Source organism: Streptomyces sp. NPDC048473, assembly GCF_043200155.1.
Classification (GTDB): Bacteria; Actinomycetota; Actinomycetes; order Streptomycetales; family Streptomycetaceae; genus Streptomyces.
In genome coordinates this window covers 159,612-182,415 of record NZ_JBICXE010000007.1, presented here as the reverse complement: position 1 = coordinate 182,415, position 22,804 = coordinate 159,612, and the positions used below count along the sequence as shown (strand labels likewise).

The following is a 22,804-nucleotide window of genomic DNA, read 5'->3' as shown; positions in this document are numbered from 1 at the left end:
CAGGTCCCGCTCAGGAGAAGTCGGCGACGTTCTTCTCGGTGACGACCTTGACCGGCACCTTCACCATGCTGTCGACCTTCTTGCCCTCTGTGGCCCTCACCGCGTTCTGCACGGCGATCCTGCCCAGTTCCTTCGGCTGCTGGGCCACGGACGCGTACAGCGTGCCTGCCTCAACCGCCTTCAGCCCGTCCGGAGTTCCGTCGAATCCGACGACGGACACCGACTTACCTGCCTTGCTGCCGAGTGCCTTGACCGCGCCGAGCGCCATCTCGTCGTTCTCGGCGAAGACACCGGTGATACCGGGGTGGGACTGGAGCAGATTGGTCATGACGTCCAGGCCCTTGGTGCGGTCGAAGTCCGCGGGCTGCCTGGCGACGACCTTGATGCCGGGGTACGCCTTGAGCCCTTCGGCGAAGCCCGCGCCGCGCTCGCGGCTGGCGGAGGTACCCGCGGTGCCCTGCAGGATGACGATGCTGCCCTTGCCACCGAGCTTGTCGGCCAGCGCCGCGGCGGCGAGTTTGCCTCCCGCGACGTTGTCGGAGGCGACGAGCGTCGCGGTCTTCGCCTTGTTGACGCCCCGGTCCGCGGCGATCACCGGAATGTCCGCCTTGTTGGCGCTCCGTACGGCGGGGCCGGCCGCGTCCGAGTCCACCGGGTTGACGATGATGGACTTCACTCCGGAACTCGTGAAGTTCTGGAGCTGGTTGGCCTGTTGTGAGGCGTCGTTCTGCGCGTCGGTGACGGTGAGATCGACCCCGGCCGCCTTCGCCTCCGCCTGCGCGCCTGCCTTCATCTGCACGAAGAAGGGGTTGTTGAGCGTGGAGAGCGACATGCCCACCTTGGTGTTGCCGCCGGAGGAGCCGGAGTTGAAGTAGGACACCGCGCCCACGACGACGGCCACGCAGAGTGCGGCGATCCCGAACTTGACCGCTCCCGCTCGCTTGCCGCCGGATCCTGGTGATCCCGGTGCGCCGGAGGAACCGGCCGACGAGGCGGCTTTGGAACCGGCCTTGCGGCGCAGCGTGTCCAACAGCACCGCGAGGGCGATGACGACACCGATGACGACCTGCTGCCAGAAGGCGGACACGGACAGGAGGTTGAGTCCGTTGCGCAGCACGGCGAGGATGAGCGCGCCGATCAGGGTGCCGGACGCCTTGCCGACGCCGCCCGCCAGGCTGGCGCCGCCGATGACGACCGCTGCGATCGCGTCGAGCTCGTACCCCTGCGCGGCCTGCGGCTGTGCAGAGGTCAGACGGGAGGCGAGGACGATGCCCGCGACCGCGGCGAAGAGGCCGGACAGGGCGTAGATGGCCAGCTTCTGCCGCTTGACGCGCAGTCCGGAGAGCCGGGCCGCCTCCTCGTTGCCGCCGATCGCGTACATGGAACGGCCGATGTAGGTACGGGCCAGGATCAGTGCCGTGATCAGGCCCATCGCGATCATCACGAGGACCGGGACGGGCAGCCAGCCGCCCAGCGTGTCGCCGAGCACGGAGACCGAGTCGGGGAAGGCGATCGGGCTGCCCTGGGAGATGACCAGGGACAGACCGCGCGCGATGGAGAGCATGGCCAGTGTCGCGATGAACGGCGGCAGTTTGCCGTACGAGACGAGGGCGCCGTTGACGAAGCCGCAGGCGATGCCTGTGGCTACGGCGAGGACGACCGCCAGCCAGACCGGCACACCTTCCGAGGTTGCCGACCAGGCGAGGACGGTCGCGGAGAGCGCGGCCACCGAGCCGACGGACAGGTCGATGCCGGCGGAGACGATGACGAACGTGACGCCGAACGCGAGGATCGCGGTGACGGCGGCCTGCACGCCGACATTCAGGAGGTTCTGGGTGGTCAGGAAGTCGCCGGAGAGCAGTGACATCGCCACCAGCAGGACGACCAGAGCGCTCAGGGCGCCGTTGTCGAGCAGGAGGCGGCGGACCGTACGTCCTGCGGCGCCACTCGCGCCCGTATTGCTCTTGAGCGTGTCAGTGGCCACGGGGGCTCTCCTCTTCGTTCACAGCCGGAGTTGTTGCGGGAGTTGTTGTGGGGGCGGTACTGACGGCGAGCGCCATCACCGCGTCCTGGGTCGCTTCGTGCGCGGGGAGTTCTCCGGCGATACGGCCCTGCGCCATGACCAGCACCCGGTCGCTCATGCCGAGGACTTCGGGCAGGTCGCTGGAGATCATCAGCACGGCGTGGCCGGAGGCCGTCAGCTCGTTGATGAGCTGGTAGATCTCGACCTTGGCGCCGACGTCGATACCGCGCGTCGGTTCGTCGAGAATCAGCACTCTGGTGTCGGCGAGCAGCCACTTGCCGATGACGACCTTCTGCTGGTTGCCACCGGAGAGGGTGCGGACATGCTGGCCGAGGCCCGCCATCCGCACCCCGAGCTGTTCGGCGATCCGGGCGGCGGCCGTGCGCTGTCCCTTGAGATCCACGAGCCCGGAACGGCTCGCCGAGCGCAGGGTGACCAGGCCGAGGTTCTCCTGCACGGAGGCGTCGAGCACCAGGCCCTGGGCCTTGCGGTCCTCGGGCACGAGGCCGATCCCGGCACCCATGGCCGCGGTCACGTCGTACTTGGCCAGCCGCTCGCCGCGTACGTCGACGGTGCCCGCGTCATAGGGGTCCGCGCCGAAGACGGCACGGGCGACCTCTGTGCGTCCGGCGCCGACGAGGCCTGCGAGGCCGACGACCTCACCCGCCCGCACGTCGAAGCTGACGTCATGGAAGATGCCGTTCCGGGTCAGCCCGCGTACGGCGAGCAGGGGTTCTCCGGCCTTCGGGCGCTCCCGCGGGTACTGCTGCTCGATGCTGCGTCCCACCATCAGCTGTACGAGCTCCGCCTCGGGGGTCGAGGCGGGCACCTGGTCGATGCTGCGGCCGTCGCGCAGCACCGTGACCCGGTCGCCGAGCGCCGCGATCTCTTCGAGGTGATGGGTGATGAAGATGACCCCCACACCCTCTTCGCGCAGCTGCCGCACGATCCGGAAGAGCTTGTCGACCTCCTCGGACGTGAGGACCGCCGTCGGCTCGTCCATGATCAGGACGCGTGCGTCGAGACTGAGCGCCTTGGCGATCTCCACCATCTGCAGCCGGGCGATGCCCAGTTCGCGCACCTTGGCCTTCGGCGAGACGTGCAGGCCGACCCGGCGCAGGAGCACCTCGGCGTCCGCCTCCATGCGACGCCGGTCGATCATCCCGAAGCGGCGCGGCTGCCGGCCGAGGAAGATGTTCTCGGCGACCGTGAGATCGGGTACCAGGTTGAACTCCTGGTAGATCGTGGCAATTCCGAGCCGTTCGGCGTCCTGTGCGCTGTGGATGCGGACCTCACGCCCCTGGGCGAAGATCCGGCCGCTGTCCGGGCGGTAGGCGCCGGAGAGCATTTTGATGAGGGTGCTCTTGCCCGCTCCGTTCTCACCGAGCAGGACATGCACTTCGCCGCCGTGCAGGTCGAAGTCGACGCTGTCGAGCGCGACCACGCCGGGGAAGGTCTTGCGTACGCCTTCGATGCGCAGCAACTCGTCCTGAGTGCTCACGGGTTGCTCCTCCGGTTCGACGCGTGCTCGCCGCAGGAACTGCGTACGACAAGGCTGGCGGGAAGGGTGACCGACTGCGGGGACCGTCCCTCGATGAGGTCGACCAGCGCCCGCACGGCGGCTCGGGCCAGCTCTCCGGTCGGCTGGGCGATTGCCGTGATCGGCGGGTCGGTGTGCAGGAACCACGGGATGTCGTCGAAGGCCGCGAGCCCGATGTCCTGCGGGACGCGCAGCCCGCGTGCGCGGATCGCGTCCAGCGCGCCGAGTGCCATCAGATTGTCGGCGGCGAATACGACCTCGGGGGGTTCGGGAAGGGCCAGAAAGCGCTCGGTGGCGCGGCGCCCGCTGTCCGCCCGGAAGTCGCCCTGGCCGATGTAGGTGTCGGGCAGCGCGAGTCCGTGCTCGCGCAGCGCCTCGCGGAAGGCTTCGACTCGCTCGTTGCCCGTGGTGGTGGCCGCCGGGCCCGCGATGATCGCGAGCCTGCGGTGGCCGAGGCGGTGCAGGTGGGCAACCAGGTCCCGGATGGCGTCGCGGCCGTCGGCACGCACGACGGGGACATCCACACCCTGGATCCAGCGGTCCACGAAGACCATCGGTGTGCCGCTGCCCGCAGCACCCGGCGTGAGCGGGGAGCTCCCGTCGGCCGGGGAGACGAGGAGTCCGTCGATCCGGCGGTCGAGGAGCGTACGAACGTGATGTTCCTGCAGGTCGGGCCGCTCGTCGGCGTTCCCGATGATGACGCTGTAGCCGAGCGCGCGGGCCTCCTCCTCGACGAAGCGGGCCAGCTCGGTGAAGTACGGGTTGAGTACGTCACTGATGACCAGGCCGAGGGTGCGCGTCTGATCGGTGCGCAGCGAACGGGCAACGGCGTTGGGCCGGTAGCCGAGGACATCGACAGCGGCGAGGACGCGTCTGCGCGCGTCGGGGCTGACGGAGGGATGGCTGTTGAGAACGCGGGAGACCGTGGCGACGGAGACTCCCGCCTCGGCCGCGACATCCTTGATGCTCGCCATTTCCGGACCACCTCCTTGTGGTTTCCGTGAGCCTCGAAACCAGCGGTCCAGAGCCGTGGAATCGATTACACGCATGATTGGAATCGATTACATGGCTGAAAACAAGACCTCACCGGGTGTCCGAGACCTGATCGTGACGAAGGGGGAAGCCGGGGCGAGGGTCGGAGCGGCGCAAGGGGCGGCATACAGAGCGGCAGCAGCCACGATCGTCGGCGTTCACGGACCCGGATCCGGACAGGGCCACGCCGCGCCGTCGGAGCGCGGCGGATCTCCGCCACCATTGGTACGCCGATGGAGAGACTCCGGACACCCGACGTCTACCCATGGGTAACTCCCGCTGATTGGATGTGTTTCGCCTGTTCCACCCCCCTCAGCAGAAGCAGGAGACCCCGTGCCGCTCACCGCGCTCCGCCGCACCTCCGGCGTGACCCTGTCCGCCGCACTCGCCGCCGTCACGCTGATCGCCAACGCCCCTCAGGCGTCGGCGGCCGACGTCCCCTCCTTGCGGGTACTCACGTACAACACGTTCCTCATGAGCAAGAACCTCTACCCGAACTGGGGACAGGACCACCGAGCGGCGGAGATACCGAAGGCGTCCTTCTTCCAGGGCCATGACGTGGTCGTGCTCCAGGAGGCGTTCGACAACTCCGCCTCCGACGCACTGGCGCGGAACGCGTCCACGCAATACCCGTATCAGACACCGGTGGTGGGCCGGAGCGAGAGCGGCTGGGATGCCACGGGCGGCGCCTACTCGGCCACCACCCCGGAGGACGGCGGCGTCACCGTACTGAGCAAGTGGCCGATCGTCCGCAAGGAGCAGTACATCTACAAGGACGCCTGCGGCAGCGACTGGTGGTCCAACAAGGGCTTCGTCTACGCCGAACTGAACGTGAACGGCACGAAGGTCCATGTGGTGGGGACTCACGCGCAGTCGACCGACTCGGGATGCAAGGCGGGCGAGGCGGCGCAGATGCGCAGTCGGCAGTTCAAGCAGATCGACGCCTTCCTCGACGCCAAGAACATCCCCGCTTCCGAACAGGTCATCGTGGCAGGCGACATGAACGTCGACTCCCGCTCCCCCGAGTACGGGTCGATGCTCGCCGACGCCGGGCTGACCGGAGCCGATGCCCGCACCGGGCACGCGTACTCCTTCGACACCCAGGAAAACTCGATCGCCGCCGACCGCTACCCCGACGACCCCCGCGAGGACCTCGACTACGTCCTGCACCGCGCCGGGCACGCGAAGCCGGCCGGCTGGACGAACGAGGTGGTCAAGGAGCAGAGCGCACCCTGGACCGTCTCCAGTTGGGGCACGGACTACACGTACACGAACCTCTCCGACCACTACCCGCTGATCGCTTCCGCGGCGCGGTAGCGGGACGCCTCAGGCAAACCGGTCGGACAGATTGAGGCGGAGCGCCACCACCCCTGCGCTCCGCCTCACCCCCTCCCGGAACCGACCCGCCGCAGCGATTTGCACTCGTCGAACCGAAAGAAGTGGCGCCACGGTCACCCGGTGCCCCCGCCGCCCCGTCGCACCGGGGCACCCCCTTTATTTACTGACCCGTAACCTCTGAAGTACCTCAGATTTGTTCCTGAGTGATGTTGGGCACTGCCAGAATCACAGGACTCCCCGATGATGTCCGTTGAGCCGTGCACGGTGACGACTCCCTGGCCGGCCATGGCCGGGACCGCCCACCTTCCCCTCACAAAGGCGAATCTCCTCCATGAGTGACCGCACCACTGCGGCCGAAACGCTCGCCGCCGCCCCACCGGCAACGAGCTCCCCCCACCGGGACGCCGGCGATGCCGGTTACAGCAAGGACCTCAAGTCCCGACACATCAACATGATCGCCATCGGCGGCGCGATCGGCACCGGCCTGTTCCTGGGCGCGGGCGGGCGACTGGCCGGTGCGGGCCCCTCGCTCGCCATTGCCTACGCGGTCTGCGGTGTCTTCGCCTTCTTCGTCGTCCGCGCACTCGGCGAGCTGGTCCTCTACCGGCCCTCCTCCGGCGCCTTCGTCTCGTACGCCCGCGAGTTCATGGGCGAGAAGGGCGCCTTCGCAGCCGGCTGGCTGTACTTCCTGAACTGGTCGACCACCGCCGTCGCCGACATCACCGCGGCCGCCACCTACGCGCACTTCTGGGCGATGTTCAGCGACATCCCGCAGTGGATCCTCGCGCTGATCGCCCTCGCCGTCGTCCTCACCGCCAACCTCATCTCGGTGAAGTACTTCGGTGAGATGGAGTTCTGGTTCGCGATCATCAAGGTCTCCGCCCTGGTGGCCTTCATGCTCATCGGCATCTTCCTGGTGGTCACCCAGCACCCGGTGGACGGTCACACGCCGGGCATCTCCACCATCTCCGACAGCGGCGGCATCTTCCCCACCGGCATGCTCCCGATGCTGATGGTGATCCAGGGCGTCGTGTTCGCGTACGCCTCCGTCGAGCTGTGCGGCGTCGCCGCGGGTGAGACGGAGAACCCCGAGAAGATCATGCCCAAGGCGATCAACTCGATCATGTGGCGCGTCGGCCTCTTCTACGTCGGTTCGGTGGTGCTGCTGGCCCTCCTGCTGCCGTACACCTCGTACTCGGCGGACCAGAGCCCCTTCGTCACCGTCATGGACAAGCTCGGTATTCCGGGCGCGGCCGGTGTGATGAACCTGGTCGTGCTGACCGCGGCGCTCTCCAGCCTGAACTCCGGTCTCTACTCCACCGGGCGCATCCTGCGCTCCATGGCACTGGCGGGCTCCGCGCCCAGGTTCACCGGCCGGATGAACAAGGGCCAGGTGCCCTATGGCGGCATCCTGCTGACCGCCGGTTTCGGTGTACTCGGCGTCGTACTCAATTACGTCATGCCGGGCCAGGCGTTCGAGATCGTCCTCAACTTCGCGTCGATCGGCATCCTCGGCACCTGGGGCATGATCATGCTCTGCTCGCTGCTGTTCTGGCACCGCTCGCAGGACGGCAGAGTCACCCGCCCCTCGTACCGGCTGCCCTGGGCCCCGTACACGCAGATCGTCACGCTGGCGTTCCTCGCCTGTGTCGTGTTCCTGATGTGGTGGGGCGGCGGAGTGGGCCGCACGACCGTGCTGTGCCTGCCGCTGATCGCGGCGGCGCTGGTCGGCGGCTGGTTCGTCGTCCGCGGCCGGGTGAACGACCTGGTGCAGGAGCGCGAGAACGCCTGACCTCGCTCGGTAACGGCGACGGCCCCCGCGGTGACAATTCCGCGGGGGCCGTTCCCGTACCACCGCCCAGAAACGCAAAAGACCCCAGATCAACTGGGGTCTCAGCTTGTGTCCGAGGGGGGACTTGAACCCCCACGCCCGATAAAGGGCACTAGCACCTCAAGCTAGCGCGTCTGCCATTCCGCCACCCGGACCAGGTGGTCGGCCCCGGTTTCCCGCGGCGACATGGAAAACAATACCAGGGGTTCGGGGCGCCTCTCACCTGCGTTTCCGGTGGTCAGTGCGGTGCGCCGGACGCTGGAGGCGCGATCCGGCGCACTTCGCCCTGTCGTGCGTACGGTCCGTCGCCGTGCACGTACGCATGGTGCTGTCCGGCGGTCAGGGCATCAGGTGATAGTCCGGGAAGTTCCCCGGCAGCCTCTCCCCCGCCGGGCCGTCCGTCACCGCGCGTACCAGTAGCTCGCCGCCCACGAACGCGCCCCGCCAGGAGCCGCCGAAGCCGCCGAAGAGTTCGTCGCGGTCGCCTCGGGACCGGGGGGTGCCGTGGCCGGTCTTGAAGGCGCGGATCTGTGGGGCCAGTCGTTCGTACGTGGCCGGGTCGTCGGTCGACAGGGTGGCGACCAGCGCGCCGTTCGAGGCGTTCATGGCGGCCAGCAGCTCCGCCTCCGTGTCGACCAGGACGATCGTGTCCACCGGGCCGAAGGGTTCCGCATGGTGGAGCGGGGAGGACGGCGGCGGGTTGAGGAGGGTGACCGGGTGGAGGTACGCGCTGGTGTCCTGCCCCGGGAGGAAGTGGGCGTCGGACGCCGCCCCCCGGTGCAGCGGGACCGCGCCGCGGTCGATCGCCTCGGCCACCTGGTCGGCCAGCTCCTTGGCCTTGGCCGCGTTGATCAGCGGGCCGAAGTCCAGGGTGGGGAGCGGGTCGGCGGGGTCCGCGACCGCGAGCGGGTGACCGATGCGCAGGGAGCGGACGGCCGGAAGGTAGGCGGAGAGGAACTGGTCGAAGGCGCTGCGCTGCACGACGAAGCGCGGGTAGGCGGTGCAGCGCTGCTTGCCGTAGTCGAAGAGTTTCGGGATCACGGCGGTCAGGGCGTCCCAGTCCGTGTGGTTCCAGATGCCCCAGGTGTTGAGGCCCTCCTGCTCCAGGATGTGCCGCTTACCGAGGTCGGCGACTGCGGTGGCGATACGGGCTCCGGTGTCCCGGCCGCCGACGAAGGAGACGCAGCCGACCTCGGGTGAGCGGACGAGGGGCGCGGAGAGTTCGCTTCCGCTGCCGCTGACCAGGGTGAGGGGGATGCCCTCGCGGGCGGCGAGCGCGCAGGCCAGGGTGAGACAGGCGACGCCGCCGTCGGTCGGGGTCTTGGCGATGACCGCATTGCCGGCCAGGGCCTGCACGAGCATCGCGTGGACCAGCACGGACATGGGGTAGTTCCAGCTGGCGATGTTGGAGACCGGGCCGGGGAGCGGGGTACGGGAATCGAGCATCCGGTCGATGTTGTCCACGTACCAGCGCACGCCGTCGATGGCGCGGTCGACGTCGGCCTGGGCGAGGCGCCAGGTTTTGCCGATCTCCCAGACGAGGAGGAGGGCGAGCAGCTCGCGGTGTTCGGTGAGGGCGTCGAGGGTGGCTGCCACGCGGGCGCTGCGCTCGGGGAGGGGGATGTGGCGCCATGCACGGTGCTGGTCGAGGGAGGCGCGGACCGCCTGCTGGGCGGTGGGAGCGTCGAGGCGGGGAGGACCGGCGACAGGGGTGCCGTCCACAGGGCTGATGGCGGGCAGGGCGCGGCCGTCCTGCTGCCAGGTGGACGCCCAGAGGTTCAGGACGCGGTCGTCGTGGAAGGCCTCGGGGGCGGTGGTGAGGCAGCGGTGCCAGGCGTCGGTCCAGGCTGTGCCTGGTTTGAGGGTGAGGGCCGGGCTCGGGGTGATTGTCGGGGCCATGTTGTTCTCCGCTCTCGGTGCACAGTCGGGGCGGGAGCTTGGGATGGCGCGTACCGGACGGTAGCGATCCGGGTGGTCGTCGGCACGGGCGTCGGGGTGGAGGTGAGGGACGTCACGTGGGTGGGCGATGCGGGTGGTGGGGGTGGGTGGGGGGGGTGGGAAGGTGGTGCGGGTGGGCACCTGCGGCGGGCCTTCCCCTACCCGCCCCTTCCCGTAACCGGGGCTCCGCCCCGGACCCCGCTCCTCAAAGGCCGGAGGGGCTGGGTTCGTCGGCCGGGTCTGCCGGACGGGCTGGGACTACCGGCCCAGGCACTCCCGTACCAGGCGGGCCGTCTCCGTCGGGGTCGAGCCCACCGCGACTCCGGCCGCCTCCAGTGCCCGCTTCTTCGCCTCGGCCGTCCCCGACGAGCCTGACACGATCGCGCCCGCGTGTCCCATCGTCTTGCCCTCGGGTGCAGTGAATCCCGCGATGTAGCCGATCACCGGCTTGGCGATGTGCTGCGCGATGTGCGCGGCGGCCCGTTCCTCCGCGTCGCCGCCTATCTCGCCGATGAGAACGATCAGTTCGGTGTCGGGGTCGGCCTCGAAGGCGGTGAGGCAGTCGATGTGCGTGGTGCCGATCACCGGGTCGCCGCCGATGCCCACGGCCGAGGAGAAGCCGATGTCCCGGAGTTCGTGCATCAGCTGGTAGGTGAGCGTGCCGGACTTGGAGACCAGACCGATACGGCCCGGATCGGGGGCGATGTCGGCGGGGATGATGCCCGCGTTCGACTGGCCGGGCGTGATCACGCCGGGGCAGTTCGGGCCGATGATGCGGGTGCCGCGGGCGCGGGCATGGGCGTGGAAGGCGACCGCGTCATGGACCGGGATGCCTTCGGTGATGACCACCGCCAGGTCGATCCCGGCGTCGGCCGCTTCGATGACGGCCGCCTTGGCGAAGGGCGGCGGGACGAAGAGGACCGTGACGTCCGCTCCCGTCGCGTCCATTCCTTCCTGCACGGAGCCGAAGACCGGCACCTCCGTACCGTCGAGGTCGACCGTACGGCCGGCCTTGCGCGGGTTGACTCCGCCGACGATCCGGGGGCCGGCGGCGAGCATTCTGCGGGTGTGCTTCATGCCCTCGACGCCGGTCATGCCCTGGACGAGGACCTTGCTCTCCTTGGTGAGGAAGACGGCCATGTCGCTCTCCTTTCGGTTCGCAAGGACTAGTTGGCGTCGGCCAGGCGGGCCGCCCGGCGCGCGGCGCCGTCCATCGTGGTGGCCTGCTCGACCAGGGGGTGCGGGTGTGCGTCGAGGATCGCGCGGCCCTGGGCCGCGTTGTTGCCGTCGAGGCGGACGACGAGCGGTTTGGTCAGGCGTACGGACTCCAGCGCCCGGACGATGCCTTCGGCCACCGCGTCGCAGGCCGTGATGCCTCCGAAGACATTGACGAAGACGGATTTCACGGCGGGGTCGGAGAGGATCACCGACAGGCCGTCGGCCATGACGCCGGCCGAGGCGCCGCCGCCGATGTCCAGGAAGTCGGCGGGGCGGGCGCCGCAGCCGGCGACCACGTCGAGGGTGGACATGACCAGTCCGGCGCCGTTGCCGATGATGCCGACCTCGCCGTCCAGCTTGACGTAGTTGAGGCCCTTGGCGGCAGCTGCCGCCTCCAGCGGGTCGCCGTGTACGTCGTCCGCCTCGCTCCCCCAACGGGACTGGCGGAAACGCGCGTTGTCGTCGAGGGTGACCTTTCCGTCGAGTGCGAGGATCTGTCCGTCGGCCGCACGGACCAGCGGGTTGACTTCGACCAGCAGGGCGTCCTCATGGGTGAGCACCTGCCACAACCGACGCAGTACGGCGGCAGCTTCACGGGGAAGCCCGGCTGCCGCCGCGATCTGTGCGGCCTTCGCTTCCGTGACCCCTTCCGCCGGGTCCACCGCGATACGCGTCACCGCTTCCGGGCGGTTCGCCGCGACCTCCTCGATCTCCATGCCGCCCTCGGCGGAGGCGATGGCGAGGAACGTGCCCGCCGCCCTGTCCAGCACATAGCCGACGTAGAACTCGGACTCGATGTCGACGGGTTCGGCGATCATGACCGTGCGTACCGTGTGACCTTTGATGTTCATACCCAGGATCTGACGTGCGGTCAGTCCGGCCGCCGACGGATCTGCGGCGGTTTTCACCCCGCCCGCCTTGCCCCGGCCGCCGGTCTTCACCTGGGCCTTGACGACGACCCGGCCACCGAGCCGCCCTGCCGCCTCCGCTGCCGCGCCCGCACTGTCGACGACCTCGGCACGCGGTACCGCTATGCCGTGTTCTGCGAAGAGTTGCCGTGCCTGGTGCTCGTAGAGATCCATAGCCACTCCCGATCGTGCCGATTGTGAAAGTGCCGCACGCCCCCTGGACACCACCCACCGGATGCGGGATAACAAGGTTCATACAGTATTCGTCGACTGTATGCAATGTACCGCGGGAGCACTGGAGCGGCTTCCGCACCCCCTACGAAGGGACAGGGATCGCCATGCCCGAGGACAGCCAGGAACTCATTTCCGGTGGGCACTTGGTCGCCAAGGCATTGAAGGCCGAGGGGGTGGAACGCATCTACACCCTCTGCGGCGGCCACATCATCGACATCTACGACGGCTGCGTCGACGAGGGCATCGAAGTCGTCGACGTACGTCACGAGCAGGTCGCCGCCCATGCTGCCGACGGCTACGCCCGGATCACCGGCAAGCCCGGCTGCGCCGTCGTGACCGCCGGGCCGGGGACGACGGACGCGGTGACGGGTGTCGCGAACGCCTTCCGTGCCGAGTCCCCCATGTTGCTGATCGGTGGTCAGGGGGCGCACAGCCAGCACAAGATGGGCTCGCTGCAGGACCTGCCGCATGTCGAGATGATGTCGCCCATCTCCAAGTTCGCAGCCACCGTGCCCGATACCGCCCGCGCCGCGGACATGGTGTCGATGGCGTTCCGCGAGTGCTACCACGGGGCGCCGGGGCCGTCCTTCCTGGAGATCCCGCGCGATGTACTGGATGCCAAGGTGCCGGTGGCGAAGGCCAGGGTGCCGGAGGCCGGGCAGTACCGGGCCTCGACCCGTACGGCCGGTGACCCCGAGGCCGTGGAGAGGCTCGCCGATCTCCTCGTACATGCCGAGAAGCCGGCGATCCTGCTGGGCAGTCAGGTGTGGACGACACGGGCGACGGACTGTGCGGTGGAACTCGTACGCACCCTGAACATCCCCGCGTACATGAACGGGGCCGGCCGCGGCACCCTGCCGCCCGGCGATCCGCACCACTTCCAGCTGTCACGGCGGTACGCCTTCTCCAACGCCGATCTGATCGTGATCGTGGGGACGCCGTTCGACTTCCGCATGGGGTACGGCAAGCGGCTCTCCCCCGACGCCACCGTCGTACAGATCGACCTCGACTACCGCACCGTCGGCAAGAACCGGGACATCGACCTCGGGATCGTCGGCGACGCGGGGATGGTCCTCAAGGCGGTCACGGAGGCGGCGAGCGGGCGGCTGAACGGTGGGGCCGTCAGGCGCAAGGCCTGGCTGGAGGAGCTCCGTACCGCCGAACAGACCGCGATCGAGAAGCGGTTGCCCAGCCTGAAGTCGGATGCCTCGCCGATCCATCCGTACCGGCTGGTCAGCGAGATCAATGACTTCCTCACCGAGGACTCGATCTACATCGGGGACGGCGGCGACATCGTCACCTTCTCCGGGCAGGTCGTGCAGCCGAAGTCGCCCGGCCACTGGATGGACCCGGGTCCCCTCGGCACGCTCGGTGTCGGCGTGCCGTTCGTGCTGGCGGCAAAGCAGGCGCGTCCCGACAAGGAGGTCGTGGCGCTCTTCGGCGACGGCGCGTTCTCCCTGACCGGCTGGGACTTCGAGACGCTGGTCCGCTACAGCCTCCCGTTCGTCGGGATCGTCGGCAACAACTCCTCCATGAATCAGATCCGTTACGGCCAGAAGGCCAAGTACGGGGACGATCGCGAGCGGGTCGGCAACACCCTCGGCGATGTCCACTACGACAAGTTCGCCCAGATGCTGGGAGGTTACGGCGAAGAGGTCCGCGACCCCGCCGACATCGCACCCGCGCTGCAGCGCGCCCGCGAGTCGGGGCTGCCGTCGCTGATCAACGTCTGGGTCGACCCGGACGCGTACGCCCCCGGAACCATGAACCAGACCATGTACAAGTAGCAGAGGAGCCGTTGGCATGACCAAAGCTCTTGAGGGCGTGCGCGTCCTCGACATGACGCACGTACAGTCCGGTCCCTCCGCCACCCAGCTGCTCGCCTGGCTCGGCGCGGACGTGGTGAAGCTCGAAGCGCCGAGCGGCGACATCACCCGCAAACAGCTGCGCGATCTGCCGGATGTCGACTCCCTCTACTTCACGATGCTCAACTGCAACAAGCGGAGCATCACTCTCAACACGAAGAGCGAGCGCGGGAAGGAGATCCTCACCGAGCTGATCCGCCGCTCGGATGTGATGGTGGAGAACTTCGGGCCCGGCGCGGTCGACCGGATGGGGTTCACCTGGGAGAGGATCCAGGAGATCAACCCGCGGATCGTCTACGCCTCCATCAAGGGTTTCGGCGAGGGCCCGTACACCAACTTCAAGGCGTACGAGGTGGTCGCCCAGGCCATGGGCGGTTCGATGTCCACCACCGGTTTCGAGGACGGTCCGCCGCTCGCCACCGGTGCGCAGATCGGCGACTCGGGGACCGGGATTCACGCGGTGGCCGGCATTCTGGCCGCACTGTTCCAGCGCGAGAACACCGGGCGCGGCCAGCGCGTCAATGTCGCCATGCAGCACGCGGTGCTCAATCTGTGCCGGGTGAAGCTGCGCGATCAACAGCGGCTCGCACACGGCCCGTTGGCCGAGTACCCGAACGAGGACTTCGGTGACGAGGTGCCGCGCAGCGGCAACGCCAGCGGTGGCGGACAGCCCGGATGGGCGGTGAAGTGCGCGCCCGGAGGGCCCAACGACTATGTGTACGTCATTGTGCAACCGGTCGGCTGGCAGCCGCTCGCCTCACTCATCGGACGCCCGGAACTGGTGGACGACCCCGAGTGGGCGACGCCCGAGGCCCGGCTGCCCAAGCTCGGCAAGATGTTCCAGCTCATCGAGGAGTGGTCCTCGACGCTGCCCAAGTGGGACGTGCTGGAGCAGCTGAACACCCACAACATCCCGTGCGGTCCGATCCTGTCCACCAAGGAGATCGTCGAGGACGAGTCGCTGGTCGCCAACGAGATGGTCGTCCGGGTCGAGCATCCGCAGCGAGGCACGTTCACCACCGTCGGATCCCCGCTGAAACTCTCCGACTCGCCTGTGGATGTGGTGACTTCGCCGCTGCTCGGCGAGCACAACGAAGAGGTGTACATCGGCGAGCTGGGCCTCGGCGACGAGGAGCTGCGGCTGCTGAAGACGAACGGAGTCATCTGAGCATGGTCGAATCACAGGACCGAGAGACCGTACGGGCGTTGCTCGACTCCGTCCGGGCCGCCGGGCGCAGCGCACTCACCGCCCCCGAGGGCAAGATCGTCGCGGATGCGTACGGAATCGCCGTGCCCGGCGAGGAGTTGGCCCAGGACATCGACGAGGCGGTGGCGTACGCGGACCGGCTCGGCGGGCCGGTCGTGCTGAAGATCGTCTCCCCCGATGTGCTGCACAAGACGGACGCCGGTGGTGTCGTCGTCGGTGTGGAGGGTGCCTCTGAGGTACGGGCCGCGTTCTGCCGGATCATCGAGAACGTGCGGGCGTACGCGCCCGACGCCCGGATCGACGGTGTGCAGGTGCAACAGCTGGTGCCGCCCGGGCAGGAGGTCATCATCGGTGCGGTGACCGACCCGACGTTCGGGAAGGTCGTCGCCTTCGGGCTCGGCGGCGTACTGGTGGAGGTGCTGAAGGACGTCACCTTCCGCCTGGCGCCGGTCACCGCCGACGAGGCACAGTCGATGCTCGACTCGATCGGCGCGGCGGAGATCCTGCGCGGGGTGCGCGGCGCGCCGCCGGTGGACCGGTGGGCGCTGGCCGAGCAGATCCGGCGGGTCTCCCAACTGGTCACCGATTTCCCGGAGATCGCGGAGGTCGATCTCAATCCGGTCATCGCCGCGCCGGAGGGTGCGGTCGCGGCCGACATCCGCATCCTGCTGACGACCGGGGCCGTCAAGGTGCGGCGCAGTTACGGCCGGGAGGAGATCCTCGCCTCGATGCGCCGGCTGATGGAGCCGCGCTCGGTCGCCGTGATCGGCGCCTCCAACGAGCAGGGCAAGATCGGCAATTCGGTGATGCGCAATCTCATCGACGGAGGTTTCTCCGGGGAGATCCATCCGGTGAACCCCCGGGCCGATGACATTCTGGGCCGCCAGGCATACAAGAGTGTCACCGACGTTCCCGGTGAGGTGGATGTGGCGGTCTTCGCGATCCCCGCCAAGTTCGTGGCCGCGGCGCTGGAGGAGGTGGGACGCAAGGGCGTACCGAACGCGGTCCTGATCCCTTCCGGCTTCGCCGAGACCGGTGAGCAGGACCTGCAGGACGAGATCGTGGCGATCGGCGAACGGTACGGCGTACGTCTGCTCGGGCCGAACATCTACGGCTACTACTCGACGTGGCAGGACCTCTGTGCCACCTTCTGCACGCCGTACGACGTCAAGGGCGGGGTGGCGCTGACCTCCCAGTCCGGTGGCATCGGCATGGCGATCCTGGGCTTCGCGCGTTCGACGAAGACCGGTGTCTCGGCGATCGTGGGGCTCGGGAACAAGTCGGACATCGACGAGGACGATCTGCTGACCTGGTTCGGCGAGGATCCCAACACCAAGTGCATCGCCATGCACTTGGAGGATCTCAAGGACGGGCGCGCGTTCGTGGCGGCGGCTCGGGCGACCGTACCGAAGAAGCCGATCGTGGTGCTGAAGGCGGGCCGTACGAGTGCGGGGGCCAAGGCGGCCGGTTCGCACACGGGTGCGCTGGCGGGGGACGACGCGGTGTACGACGACATCCTGCGCCAGGCGGGGGTGATCAGGGCGCCGGGGCTGAACGAGATGCTGGAGTACGCACGGGCGCTGCCGGTGCTGCCGACGCCGAAGGGCGACAACGTCGTCATCATCACGGGCGCCGGCGGTTCGGGGGTGCTGCTGTCGGACGCGATCGTCGACAACGGGCTTTCGCTGATGGAGATCCCGCCGGATCTGGACACAGCGTTCAAGGCGTTCATTCCGCCGTTCGGTGCGGCGGGCAACCCGATCGACATCACGGGCGGCGAGCCGCCGTCGACGTACGAGGCGACGATCCGCCTCGGCATGGAGGACCCGCGCATCCATGCGCTGGTCCTGGGCTACTGGCACACGATCGTCACCCCGCCGATGGTCTTCGCCGAGCTGACCGCCCGGGTGGTCCAGGAGTTCCGGGACCGCGAGATCGTCAAGCCCGTGGTGGCGTCGCTGGCCGGTGACACGGAGGTCGAGGAGGCCTGCGCGTATCTCTTCGAGCGCGGGGTCGTGGCGTACCCCTATACCACCGAGAAGCCGGTCGCGGTGCTCGGTGCGAAGTACCGCTGGGCAAGGGCCGCGGGGCTGCTGACCTGACCCTTCCCAGGCACGAAGAGTTTGGACAGGGGGCGCTGGCCAGGTTCTTTCGAAGCCAAGGGGAGATTCATGAGCACATACGAACGACCGGGCGGCACGCCAGGTGTCGCGTTCCGGGAAGTGACGGACAACAAGGGCCGCGTCTATCGCGTCGGCGAGACGGACCGGGATCTCCTCGGTCACAGCCGCAAGCTCATGGTGTACCTGCCATGGATCGCGATGATGGCCATCAGTGTGTCCGAGTACGCATACGGCTCCGCGGAGGACACCCTCTCCGAAGCCCATGGCTGGACGCAGAGCAACACCTTCTGGATCCTGAGCGTCTGGGTCTTCTTCCAGGCGGGGATCGCCTTCCCCGCAGGGTGGTTGCGCGAGAAGGGGATACTCACCGCGCGGCGGGCCATGTTCATCGGAGCCGCACTCTGTCTCGTCGGCTTCGTCGCACTCTCGCACCTGGACAACGTGTTCGCCGCGATATGCGGCTTCGGCGTCATCGGCGGTCTGGGCTCCGGGCTCATATACGCCACCTGCATCAATATGGTGGGCAAGTGGTTCCCGGAGCGGCGCGGTGCGAAGACGGGATTCGTGAACGGCGGTTTCGCCTATGGTGCGTTGCCCTTCATCTTCATCTTCAACTACGCGTTCGACACCAGTAACTACAACGAGGTTCTGGACCTCATCGGCGTCTATGTACTGGTCGTGGTGGCGATCTGCGCCTGGTTCTTCAAGGACCCGCCGAAGAACTGGTGGCCCGCCGACATCGATCCGCTGAATTTCACGGGCAATACGAAGAGCGCGGCGAGCCTGGCGAAGAACCCTCCGGCGGTGAAGCAGTACACACCGAAGGAGGCCATCAGGACAGGCATGCTTCCGCTGATGTGGCTCACCATCGTGCTGACCGCGGGTGTGTCCATCTTCGGTATTTCGTTCCAGGTGGACTTCGCCAAGGAGGTGGGTTTCGGCCCGCTGGTCGCGGCCTCCTCCATGGGCATCATGTCCGTCATCAACGGTGTCGGCCGTGCCGTCGTCGGCTGGCTGTCGGACCTCTGGGGCCGCAAGCTGACCCTCGTGTTCGTCATCGTCGTGCTGGGTCTGTCCCAGTTCGGTGTGATCTGGGCCGGCAATATGCACAGCGAGTGGCTGTTCCTGTTCTTCGCCTTCCTCTCCGGCTTCGGCGGCGGCGCCTTCTACCCGATGTTCGCCGCTCTGACCCCGGACTACTTCGGGGAGAACTACAACGCCACCAATTACGGACTCGTGTACAGCGGAAAGCTGATCAGTGGTCTGTTCGGAGGCGGTCTCGGCTCCATGGTGGTCGACTCGTGGGGATACAACGGCGCCTACGCACTGGCCGGTGGGATCTCCATGGTGGCGGCCTGCATCGCCCTGATGCTGAAGCAGCCGGGACGGCCGCGGGTGCGGGACATCGCCCCGAATCCGCAGCCGATCAGCCGGGAAGTCGTCTGACCCGGCGCCGCAGGAGCTGATCTGCGGGCAGGTGGGCTCCGGTACGGGCAGCATGGTGGTGGAGGCGTGGGTCCACAAGGGCGCGTTCATCATCGCCGGATCCGGGAGAACGACCGGTGGATTACCGACCGCCCCCGGGGTCGGTCGCGCAGTTCGGGGTGCTGGTCAGGCACCGTACGCTCCTGGTGACTGCCGTGGAGCGTACGGTGCCTGACGTCACCGGGCGGGCGTTTGCGCTGTTCCCCGGTGTCAGGAATCCGGGGTGAGGCACGGACCGACCCTCCGGTGCCGCCTTGGTCCTACTTGCGCAGCGCCGCCAGGTTGTCGTAGCCGATCCGCGCATGTTTCAGGGACTGCGCGAGGTCGGTCGAGCTCGGTGCGTTGTCCTGCTCGACCATCGGGTTGCGGTAGTTCGCCTCCCCGACGCGGCGGAAGAACGTCCGGTAGTCGATGACCCCGGTACCGAAGGGGACCATGTCGTAGCCGTCGCCGCTGGTCGTGTTGACGACGCCGTCCTTGGCGTGGAACAGCGGGTAGCGCTTGTTGTGGCAGCGGACCAGTGCCGCGGGGTCGAAGATGTTCTCCCGCTGCGATCCGTCGTGCGCGGTGTAGGTGTGGAACTTGTACTGGGCGACGTGCGCCCAGAAGATGTCCATCTCCAGCCATACGGTCTTCGGGTCGGTGACCTTGAGGAAGTACTCGAGCTTGCGGATGCCGGAGCTGCGGGTGGGTCGGCCCTGTGCGTCCAGCGGACCGCCGTCGAGCAGGAAGCCGTAGGCCGCGTCGTGGTTGTGGGTGTACAGCTTGATGCCCGCTCGATGAGCGATCTGTCCCAGCGAGTTCCACTTGTCGGCGGCCACGTCCCAGTCGGCACGGTAGGCGCTGCCGGTGGGGTCGCCACCGGTGCCCATGTGGTCCATGCCGAGGATGTTCGCTATTTCGAGGGTCCGCTTGAACTGGTCCAGGTCGCTCTGGTTCAGCGGCCAGGACGACGGGATGAAGCCGTGGTTGCCCTGGGCGCGCAGACCGTAGTCGTCCAGCCACGAGCGCAGCAGCTTCGCGCCTTCCACCGTTTCGAGGTTGCTTCCGCCGGGTGCGTTGGCGTGCTGGCCGTACCCGGCGAACTCGACCTGCTTGTAGCCATAGCGGGCCAGCTCCTTGAAGACCTCGCGGAAGCCCGAGGGAAGGTCGGTGCTGAGCGGATCCCGGCCCGTGGCGTCGCGCACGGTGTACAGGATGATTCCTCGCTTCTGCGCCGGGACCAGAGCCTGGCCGTGGCCGTGGCCGTGCCCCTTGTGGGAAGCGGGCTGGGCGAAGGCCGGCGACGCGCCGAAGGCGGGCGCGGCGATCGCCGTTGCCGCAGCGGCCGTGCAGGTGCTCAGAAAGCGGCGGCGGCTGACGCCGAGGCTGCGGCGCAGGGCGCCGTCCGTTCCGGATTCGTCGTTGTACGCGGTCACGGTCTCTCTCCTTCTCGAGAATGCTCGAAACGCCGTGTGCGGACCGATCTCATGCGAGGCCGGCAAGCGTGAGGAGCAAGGACTTCACTTCGGTGGCCCGGACGGGGCCGGTGAACGCGTGGGGGGTGGAGCACAGGATGAGCGGACCTTCTTCGTCGCTCATGGGGAGGCGGCCGTGGCTGCCGCGAATAGGTGACGGGTCCAGCGGTACGACCGCCATGCGGTAGCGCATGCCGAGCTTCTTGCGGGCGACGGCCGTGGCCGCCTTGACCCGGACGTACGGGTCCTGGGGGTCCAGGAAGAGTTCGACGGGGTCGTAGCCGGGTTTGCGGTGGATCTCGACGAGCTGCGCGAAGTCGGGCGCGTGGGCGTCGTCGAGCCAGTAGTAGTACGTGAACCAGGCATCCGGGTCCGCGACGGCGACCAGCTCGCCGGAGCGTGGGTGGTCGAGGCCGTGGGCCTTCTTGCCCTCGTCGTCGAGGAGCTGCTCGATGCCCTGGAGGCCCTGGAGGGCTTCACGGGTCGCTTCGAGGTCCTCGGGGCGGCGTACGTAGACATGGGCGAGCTGGTGGTCGGCGACGGCGAAGGCGCGGGAGGCCATCGGGTCGAGGTACTCCATGCCGTCCTGGGTGTGGACCTCCAGGAGACCGGCGCGGCGCAGGGCCCGGTTGATGTCGACAGGCCGGTCGACGCGGGTGATGCCGTACTCGGAGAGGGCGACGACGGTGCGGCCTTCGCGGCGGGCGTCGTCCAGGAGGGGTGCCACGGCCCGGTCGAGGTCGGCCGCGGCCCGGTACGAGCGGGGGTCGTCGGGGCCGTAGCGCTGCAGGTCGTAGTCGAGATGCGGGAGGTAGCACAGGGCCAGGTCGGGGTGGCGGGTGTCGAGGATGTGCCGGGTCGCGTCGATGATCCACTGCGAGGAGACGAGGTCGGCGCCCGGGCCCCAGAAGTGGAAGAGGGGGAATGTGCCGAGTTTCTCGGTGAGTTCGTCGTGCAGGGCGGGCGGCCGGGTGTAGCAGTCGGGTTCCTTGCGGCCGTCGGCGTAGTACACGGGGCGTGGGGTGACGGTGATGTCGGTGTCGGCGCCCATCGCGTACCACCAGCAGATGTTGGCGACGGTGTAGCCGGGGTGGGCGCGGCGGGCGGCGTCCCAGAGTTTGTCCCCGGCGACCAGTCCGTTGTGCTGGCGCCAGAGCAGGACTTCGCCGAGTTCGCGGAAGTACCAGCCGTTGGCGACGATGCCGTGCTCGGCGGGGGTGGTGCCGGTGAGGAAGGTGGACTGGGCGGCGCAGGTGACGGCGGGGAGCACGGTGCCGAGAGGGGCGTGGGTGCCGGAGTGCCCCAGGGCCTTGAGGTGCGGCATGTGGTCGAGGAGTTGTGGGGTGAGGCCGACGACGTCGAGGACGAGGAGAGGGGTGGGTGTCGCGGGCGTGGTGGCCTGCGTGGCGGTCTGCTCGGCTGCGGTCATGGGAGCTCCTTGAGACCGAGGTCGACCAGGAGGTCGCGGGCGAGGGTGAGCTCGGCGGCGATGCCGTCGGCGAGCTGGCTGCGGGTACGGGGGCGCAGTGCGGCCGGGAGCGCCTGCCAGGTGTACGTCTCGACCTCCAGGTGCCTGGTGAGGGGCCGTGCTCCGCCGACCAGTCGGGTCAGCGTGGACCGGAGCACCGGAAGGGTGGAGGTGAGCGGTGGTGCGGGAGGTGCGTGCAGGGGGACGTGGAAGTGGGCACGCCACGGGGCGCCGTCGGGCAGGGCCCGGCCGGTGACCGCCTCGGCGAGGTCGTCGGTGCCGCGCAGCCCGGCGGCGGTGCTGGTGCGGGTCTGGTGGAGGAAGCGGGGCTCGGCGAAGGCTGCGAGCGCGGTGCGTACCTCGGGGAGGTGGGGGTGTTCGGCGTGCAGTGCGGCGGAGAGCTGGGCCTTGGCGACGGGGATGCCGGCTGCGTCGAGCGCGTCGACGGCGGTGTCGGGGTCCTCGAAGGAGGTGGCCAGATGGCAGGTGTCGATGCAGATGCCGATGCGCCGGTGTCCGACGGCGGTGAGCGGTGCGATGGCATCGGCGGTGGTCTCGACCGTGCAGCCCGGCTCGGGTTCGAGGCCGATGCGGATCGATTTGCCGGTGAGCTCGGCCAGCGCGTCGAGGCGTTCTGCGAGGGCGGTGAGCGCGGCGTGTGCGAGACCGGCCGCCTCGGTGTCGGAGTCGAAGGGGGTGCGCCAGGCGATCGGGAGGGTGGAAATGGTCCCATCGGTGACGTCGTCGGGGAGCAGACCGGCCAGGAGCCGGGCGAGGTCTGTGGTGTGGGCAAGCCGCTCCGGGTCGGTCCAGTCCGGCTTGTACACCCGGTACTTGACCTCGTCGGCGCCGAATCCCTCGTACGGGAAGCCGTTGAGGGTGACGACTTCCAGGCCGCGGCGGTCCAGTTCGGCGCGCAGGGAGCGCAGTTGGGACGGGTCGTTGATCAGGCTGCGGGCGGCGTCCCTGGCAAGCCAGAGGCCGATGCCGAGCCTGTCCCGGCCGAGGCGTTTGCGGACCGGTTCGCAGTGGTCGCGCAGTTGGGTGCGGACGCCGTCGAGCGTCTCTGCGGGGTGGACGTTGGTGCAGTACGAGAGGTGGACGGTGGAGCCGTCGGGGTGGCGGAAGCGCATCGCC

At 68.5% G+C, this 22,804-nt stretch carries 15 protein-coding genes and 1 tRNA gene; 6 read left to right on the top strand and 10 right to left on the bottom strand.

Annotated elements, in window-relative coordinates; genetic code table 11:
• Positions 1-10: 10 nt before the first annotated feature.
• From ACGFU7_RS15205 to ACGFU7_RS15195, 3 genes are read right to left on the bottom strand one after another with little or no spacing between them, the layout of a single operon-like run.
• On the bottom strand, positions 11-1,984 hold the full coding sequence (locus tag ACGFU7_RS15205) for a substrate-binding domain-containing protein (RefSeq protein ID WP_393695868.1): 1,974 nt from the start codon (positions 1,982-1,984) through the stop codon (positions 11-13).
• Positions 1,974-3,524, bottom strand: coding sequence for a sugar ABC transporter ATP-binding protein (locus ACGFU7_RS15200; protein WP_393695867.1), 1,551 nt, complete (start codon positions 3,522-3,524; stop codon positions 1,974-1,976). Before ACGFU7_RS15200 ends, ACGFU7_RS15205 begins: the two co-directional genes overlap by 11 nt.
• The gene (locus ACGFU7_RS15195; RefSeq protein WP_393695865.1) at positions 3,521-4,537 is read right to left on the bottom strand and encodes a LacI family DNA-binding transcriptional regulator; all 1,017 of its coding nucleotides are present in this window, start codon (positions 4,535-4,537) and stop codon (positions 3,521-3,523) included. Before ACGFU7_RS15195 ends, ACGFU7_RS15200 begins: the two co-directional genes overlap by 4 nt.
• 391 nt (positions 4,538-4,928) lie before the next feature.
• Between ACGFU7_RS15195 and sph the strand changes: the two genes are divergently transcribed.
• The gene (gene sph / locus ACGFU7_RS15190) at positions 4,929-5,912 is read left to right on the top strand and encodes a sphingomyelin phosphodiesterase (protein WP_393695863.1); all 984 of its coding nucleotides are present in this window, start codon (positions 4,929-4,931) and stop codon (positions 5,910-5,912) included.
• Positions 5,913-6,264: 352 nt separating this feature from the next.
• Entirely contained in the window at positions 6,265-7,725 is a 1,461-nt protein-coding gene (locus tag ACGFU7_RS15185; RefSeq protein WP_393695861.1) for an amino acid permease, read from the top strand.
• A 109-nt stretch (positions 7,726-7,834) separates the two neighbouring features.
• Here ACGFU7_RS15185 and ACGFU7_RS15180 read toward each other — a convergent pair.
• The 4 genes from ACGFU7_RS15180 to sucC form a co-directional block, all read right to left on the bottom strand.
• A tRNA-Leu gene (locus ACGFU7_RS15180) sits at positions 7,835-7,919 on the bottom strand.
• Positions 7,920-8,103: 184 nt separating this feature from the next.
• Positions 8,104-9,663 (bottom strand): aldehyde dehydrogenase family protein, encoded by a 1,560-nt coding sequence (locus tag ACGFU7_RS15175; RefSeq protein WP_393695859.1) that lies wholly within the window; start codon positions 9,661-9,663, stop codon positions 8,104-8,106.
• 297 nt (positions 9,664-9,960) lie between these two features.
• On the bottom strand, positions 9,961-10,842 hold the full coding sequence (gene sucD / locus ACGFU7_RS15170) for a succinate--CoA ligase subunit alpha (protein ID WP_393695857.1): 882 nt from the start codon (positions 10,840-10,842) through the stop codon (positions 9,961-9,963).
• Positions 10,843-10,868: 26 nt separating this feature from the next.
• Positions 10,869-12,002 (bottom strand): ADP-forming succinate--CoA ligase subunit beta, encoded by a 1,134-nt coding sequence (gene sucC / locus ACGFU7_RS15165; RefSeq protein ID WP_393695855.1) that lies wholly within the window; start codon positions 12,000-12,002, stop codon positions 10,869-10,871.
• Between the two features lie 164 nt (positions 12,003-12,166).
• Here sucC and ACGFU7_RS15160 point away from each other — a divergent pair, with 164 nt between their 5' ends.
• The 4 genes from ACGFU7_RS15160 to ACGFU7_RS15145 all read left to right on the top strand — a co-directional run bounded on the left by ACGFU7_RS15160 (position 12,167) and on the right by ACGFU7_RS15145 (position 18,703).
• Positions 12,167-13,849 carry a thiamine pyrophosphate-binding protein gene (locus ACGFU7_RS15160; protein WP_393695853.1) on the top strand — a complete coding sequence of 561 codons (1,683 nt, stop codon included), beginning with the start codon at positions 12,167-12,169 and terminating at the stop codon, positions 13,847-13,849.
• A 16-nt stretch (positions 13,850-13,865) separates the two neighbouring features.
• Positions 13,866-15,095, top strand: a complete 1,230-nt coding sequence (frc, locus tag ACGFU7_RS15155; RefSeq protein WP_393695851.1) for a formyl-CoA transferase — start codon at positions 13,866-13,868, stop codon at positions 15,093-15,095.
• A 2-nt stretch (positions 15,096-15,097) separates the two neighbouring features.
• Positions 15,098-17,236 (top strand): acetate--CoA ligase family protein, encoded by a 2,139-nt coding sequence (locus tag ACGFU7_RS15150; RefSeq protein ID WP_393695849.1) that lies wholly within the window; start codon positions 15,098-15,100, stop codon positions 17,234-17,236.
• A gap of 69 nt (positions 17,237-17,305) precedes the next feature.
• Complete coding sequence (locus ACGFU7_RS15145) at positions 17,306-18,703, top strand: OFA family MFS transporter (RefSeq protein WP_393695847.1); 1,398 nt, start codon at positions 17,306-17,308, stop codon at positions 18,701-18,703.
• Positions 18,704-19,002: 299 nt separating this feature from the next.
• On the opposite strand, the gene ACGFU7_RS15140 is transcribed toward ACGFU7_RS15145, so the two are convergent.
• From ACGFU7_RS15140 to eboE, 3 genes are read right to left on the bottom strand one after another with little or no spacing between them, the layout of a single operon-like run.
• Entirely contained in the window at positions 19,003-20,160 is a 1,158-nt protein-coding gene (locus ACGFU7_RS15140; RefSeq protein ID WP_393695846.1) for a sugar phosphate isomerase/epimerase family protein, read from the bottom strand.
• Positions 20,161-20,209: 49 nt separating this feature from the next.
• Entirely contained in the window at positions 20,210-21,628 is a 1,419-nt protein-coding gene (locus tag ACGFU7_RS15135; RefSeq protein WP_393695844.1) for an alkaline phosphatase family protein, read from the bottom strand.
• Positions 21,625-22,800 (bottom strand): metabolite traffic protein EboE, encoded by a 1,176-nt coding sequence (eboE, locus tag ACGFU7_RS15130; RefSeq protein WP_393695843.1) that lies wholly within the window; start codon positions 22,798-22,800, stop codon positions 21,625-21,627. Before eboE ends, ACGFU7_RS15135 begins: the two co-directional genes overlap by 4 nt.
• Positions 22,801-22,804: the final 4 nt, after the last annotated feature.